The organism is Streptomyces sp. NPDC005784, from assembly GCF_042871525.1.
In the GTDB taxonomy this organism is placed as follows: domain Bacteria; phylum Actinomycetota; class Actinomycetes; order Streptomycetales; family Streptomycetaceae; genus Streptomyces.
Genome location: NZ_JBIAIQ010000099.1, coordinates 1 through 4,088, shown reverse-complemented (window position 1 = coordinate 4,088; position 4,088 = coordinate 1). Strand labels below are relative to the sequence as shown.

Genomic DNA, 4,088 nt, shown 5'->3' with positions numbered 1-4,088 from the left:
GGGGAGATAACTGGCCGCCGTTGGGGAGATCTCGCAGGCCGCCAGTGGGGCGAAACCCTGGCCGCCTACGGGGAGCACTTCAAGGCCATTGACACACCCCGAGCCAGGCCGCCCGGCTCACCCGCGCCCAGCTCCGGTCCGCCCTCAAACGCGCTGGGCGCAGCCGCGGCATCGAAGCCGAGGCCGAACGGCTCCGCGAGGTCTTCCGGGATGACTATGCGAGCCAGCCGCAGCTGGTCGAAGACGCGCTCGGCAAGCAGGCTTTCGCCCTCCTGCGGCAGTTGGAGGCTTCCTGTCTTGCTGCTGACGAGCTCGCCGAGGCGGTCGAGGAGTCTTTTGTCCAACACCCAGACGCCAGAGTCATCTTGAGCTTCCCCGGTCTCGGGGTCCAGCTCGGTGCCAGGGTGCTGGCCGAGATCGGTGATGACCGCCAGCGGTTCGCCGACGCACGTGGCGTGAAGGCCTATGCAGGTTCTGCCCCCGTCACCCGCGCGTCCGGCAAGAAACACCACGTCGGGCGCCGCATGGTCAAGAACGACCGGCTTAACCATGCCGGCTACCTGTGGGCCTTCTCCGCTCTGCGGTCCTCTTCCGGAGCGGATGCCCATTACCGGCGCCGACGCGAGCAAGGCGACTGGCACGCGGCCGCCCAGCGTCACCTGTTCAACCGCATGATCGGCCAGCTCTATCACTGTCTTCAGGCAGGCGAACTGTTCGACGAACACATCGCCTTTCCCTCCGAACTGTCCGCAGCAGCTTGACGACTTGGCATCGTGAGATGTCTCAGTGGGGCGGGAGGTCGTCCCCGCCAACTCGGCTCTGACGACGAGGACTTCATCGCCCAGAGGGCCACCACCCGCCCTGCCGAGCTCGGCCGGCCCTTCACCCGCTGGTCACTGCGCAAGCTCGCCGCCTACCTGCGCAAAGTCCACGGCCGGATCATCCGCATCGGCTGCGAAACATTACGCTGCCTGCTCGCCCGCCGCGGCATCACCTTCCAGCGCACCAAGACCTGGAAGGAGTCACCAGACCCCGAGCGCGACACCAAACTCGACCGCATCGAGGAAGTGCTCGACCGCTTCCCGGACGGAGGACTCCCGGCACAGTTACAGCCTCGCGCCCCTGCACGACGTCGTGCGCGCCTGGCAGCTGCGCGTCACCGCGGCCCCGGCCGTCGACGCCTACCTGGACTCCGGCCGTGACGAGACCGGCTTCGTGGACCTGGACGAGGTCCTCGGCACGTGCAGGTGACAGCTGAGCCGTGGGCGGTGCGCCTTGTCGTCGTACTCGGTGAAGACCTCAGTCGGGTACAGATGAACGTGCTCAGTTGTCAAAGGCTGCGACTGACGCCCTGTCGGCACTGATCAAGCCCTTTGCGAGGCTGGGCTCGTTCTGCCTATCGTTCGATTCGGCGTCACGGTGGACGCTCAACAGGGCAGTGCCCAAGTCACGAGGAGTGACCGTCGTGGGTGTATTCGTCCGGATCAGGGGGTGGTTGGAGTGCGACGATCGCCAGCTTGCCCGGGTCAAGGAGATCGTCAGCGCCGAGGACCCCGATCGGACGTACAGCGGAGGCTGGGGCTTCCCGGCGCGGCAGTACAACTGGACCAACTGGGTTTTCTTCGGCGCTGACATGCGCGAGCAGTCCGTTGACTGGTTTCTGGAACAACTGCGGCTCGTAGCGCGGATTCCTGCCTCCGATGATGACAACGACCTGGTCATCGGCCTCTTCCTCGTCAGCCACGAAGTCGAGGGCATGAGTGAGTGGCAGGTCCGCGATGGGGGTGTAGCGATCGGAAGCGCAAACGGGGAGTACCAGTACCTCGACGAGTAGAGCCGCCAACCTATGGGCTGCGCAGGCGCAGGCAGTCAGGCCGCGTTGGTGTCCCGTTCGATGGCGGCGAGCCGATTCTTGAGCCCGTAGCTGGGGCCGTTGATGGAGATCACGTCGCAGTGGTGGAGGAGGCGGTCGAGGATGGCAGTGGCGAGGACTTCGTCGCCGAAGGCTTGGCCCCACTCGCTGAAGGTCTTGTTCGAGGTCAGGATGGTCGACCCCTTTTCGTACCGCTTGGAGATCACCTGGAAGACCAGGTTGGCCTCGGCTCGTTCCAGGGGCTGGTAGCCCACTTCGTCGACGACGAGGACGCCTGGCCGCAAGGAGGTGCCGAGTTTGCTGGTCAGGCGTCCGGCGATCTCGGCGGCTTCGAGGTTGCGGACCATGTCGTCGAGGCTGGTGAAGTAGATCGAGTAGCCGGCGCGGCAGGCAGCGACCGCGAGCCCGACAGCGATATGTGTCTTTCCGACACCGGGCGGCCCCAGCAGGGCCGCGTTGGCCTTGGCCTCGATGAAGGACAAGGTGGCCAGATCCTTGACCTTGCGGGGTCGATTTCGGGCTGGAAGGAGAAGTCGTAGTCGTCGAGTGGCTTGTGGTGCGGCAGTTTCGAGGTCCGCAGGCCCTGACGGAAACGGCGGTCTTCGCGGACGGCGAGTTCATCGGCCAGGACCAGGTAGATGAGGTCGAGGTAGCCCATCTTGGCCTCATCCACCCGCCGGACATACTGGCTCAGGGCTTCGGCCAGGGGGGTAGGCCGAGCTTGACGGCCGTGGTGCGGATGCGGTTGCCGGTCAGCTGACTCAACGGGGGTCCTCCGGTGTCGGCTTGATGGTGAAGGGACGGGTTCCGGTCAGCTCGTCGTAGACCGACAACGGTCGGCGGCCAACCTCGACGCGGGTGGACAGCCGCCCGGTTCAGCAGGGCCATCAGCGGCCCGGTCTCGGTGCCCGGGGTGTCCCGATGACGGGGCTGGGGCGGGATATCACCCGTGGTGACACGCCGGTTGTCGTCCTTGGGTAGGCCGTCCCAGTGCTTGCCATCGACGATGCGGCTCGCTGCACAGCACGAGGAGATCGTCCTGCTCCGCGATGGCGCCGCCGGGGCCAGCCAGGTCAGCTGCCTTCCCGCACCACGAACCACCGTGATCGGGACATACAGTTGAAGCACGATCTCCGCGGGTCAGGCAGCAGGCTCGGGGAGGTGACCGAGGTGCTCGATGACGCGCTCGCGCAGAAGGAGATACTTCTCCCAGCGCCGAGGAATGGGCCCAGGTGGACGTTTGACGACTCGGGCTGCGGTCACGGTCTGGCCATCCCGGAACTGCTCGTGCGTCAGGTCGAGGTCCACACCGCTGGGCAACCGATTCCACCAGTGAAATCCGTGCTGTTCCCCGCCGCAGTGGACCTCCCCGACCATGAGGTCGCCACCGAAGATGTCGTTCACTATCAAAGCGGTGATGTCACAGTGACCCCACGCCGGGTTGTCGGGCTGCCAGCCGGCACGGGCGAGGTCGTCCGGAGAACAGGTGTCGGCGGCCCAACTGGCCCGCAGAGCCTTGTCGATGACCAGCAGGTTCCAAGGGATCATGCCGACAGCATCGCAGTCGACACTGACATCGGCGGATCGCCGGGGAGACGCCGCTTCAGCTGCCGGCCCGGACGCGGACTGCAGGTATCGGCGCAGAGCTTTCCGTCCTCCCGGAACGAAGAGCCGTTGATCGACGACCTCGCACAATTCGGCCTCTGTCAGCCAGCCCTGCCAGGCGATCTCGCCCGGGTCCGGGATCAGGGGTCCAGTCACGACAGCCTCATGCACCCCAAACCACACGGGGCTGATCCCCTCCCGGCAAAAGAATTTGAACATGAAGCGCACGGGCACACGAACGCCCAGCTCTTCGGACAGTTCCCGGGCCGCGGCTTCCTCATACGACTCACCCACGTCCACGGCGCCACCGACCATCACGTCGTAGTAGCCAGGGAACAGGGAATGCGTCTCGGACCGTCGCAGCACCAAGAGCCGCCCTGCCCGATCACGGCAGATCGTCGTCGCAATGCGATGCGGCCAATGCTGACGCACCGCCTCGCCTCGTTCGACGACTCCCAACACGCGGTCCTGCTCATCTACATGCTCCACCAATTCGCTCACGGAGGCACGATCTCAGTCTGAGGCGCCCCGAGGTTCTCGGACAGCGGTCCCCATAGGATTGAAGTCCAGAACGGTGGAGAGAGCACGTGGCACAGAAGCGTAGGAAGTT

2 protein-coding genes and 4 pseudogenes are annotated in these 4,088 nt (G+C 65.5%); 3 read left to right on the top strand and 3 right to left on the bottom strand.

Annotated elements, in window-relative coordinates; genetic code table 11:
- Window positions 1-95: 95 nt before the first annotated feature.
- From ACFYR3_RS45555 to ACFYR3_RS45545, 3 genes and pseudogenes are all read left to right on the top strand, one after another.
- Window positions 96-761, top strand: a pseudogene (locus ACFYR3_RS45555) (transposase); the annotation flags it as partial.
- A gap of 30 nt (window positions 762-791) precedes the next feature.
- Window positions 792-1,088, top strand: a pseudogene (locus ACFYR3_RS45550) (IS630 family transposase); the annotation flags it as partial.
- A gap of 377 nt (window positions 1,089-1,465) precedes the next feature.
- Window positions 1,466-1,834: a hypothetical protein gene (locus ACFYR3_RS45545; protein ID WP_355852107.1), complete on the top strand. Its 369-nt coding sequence runs from the start codon at window positions 1,466-1,468 to the stop codon at window positions 1,832-1,834.
- A 35-nt stretch (window positions 1,835-1,869) separates the two neighbouring features.
- Here the strand turns inward: ACFYR3_RS45545 and istB are convergent.
- The 3 genes and pseudogenes from istB to ACFYR3_RS45530 form a co-directional block, all read right to left on the bottom strand.
- Window positions 1,870-2,638, bottom strand: a pseudogene (gene istB, locus ACFYR3_RS45540) (IS21-like element helper ATPase IstB).
- A gap of 375 nt (window positions 2,639-3,013) precedes the next feature.
- Entirely contained in the window at window positions 3,014-3,421 is a 408-nt protein-coding gene (locus tag ACFYR3_RS45535) for a hypothetical protein (protein WP_355852287.1), read from the bottom strand.
- A gap of 183 nt (window positions 3,422-3,604) precedes the next feature.
- Window positions 3,605-3,844 (bottom strand): annotated as a pseudogene (locus tag ACFYR3_RS45530) (NUDIX domain-containing protein); the annotation flags it as partial.
- Between the last annotated feature and the right edge of the window lie 244 nt (window positions 3,845-4,088).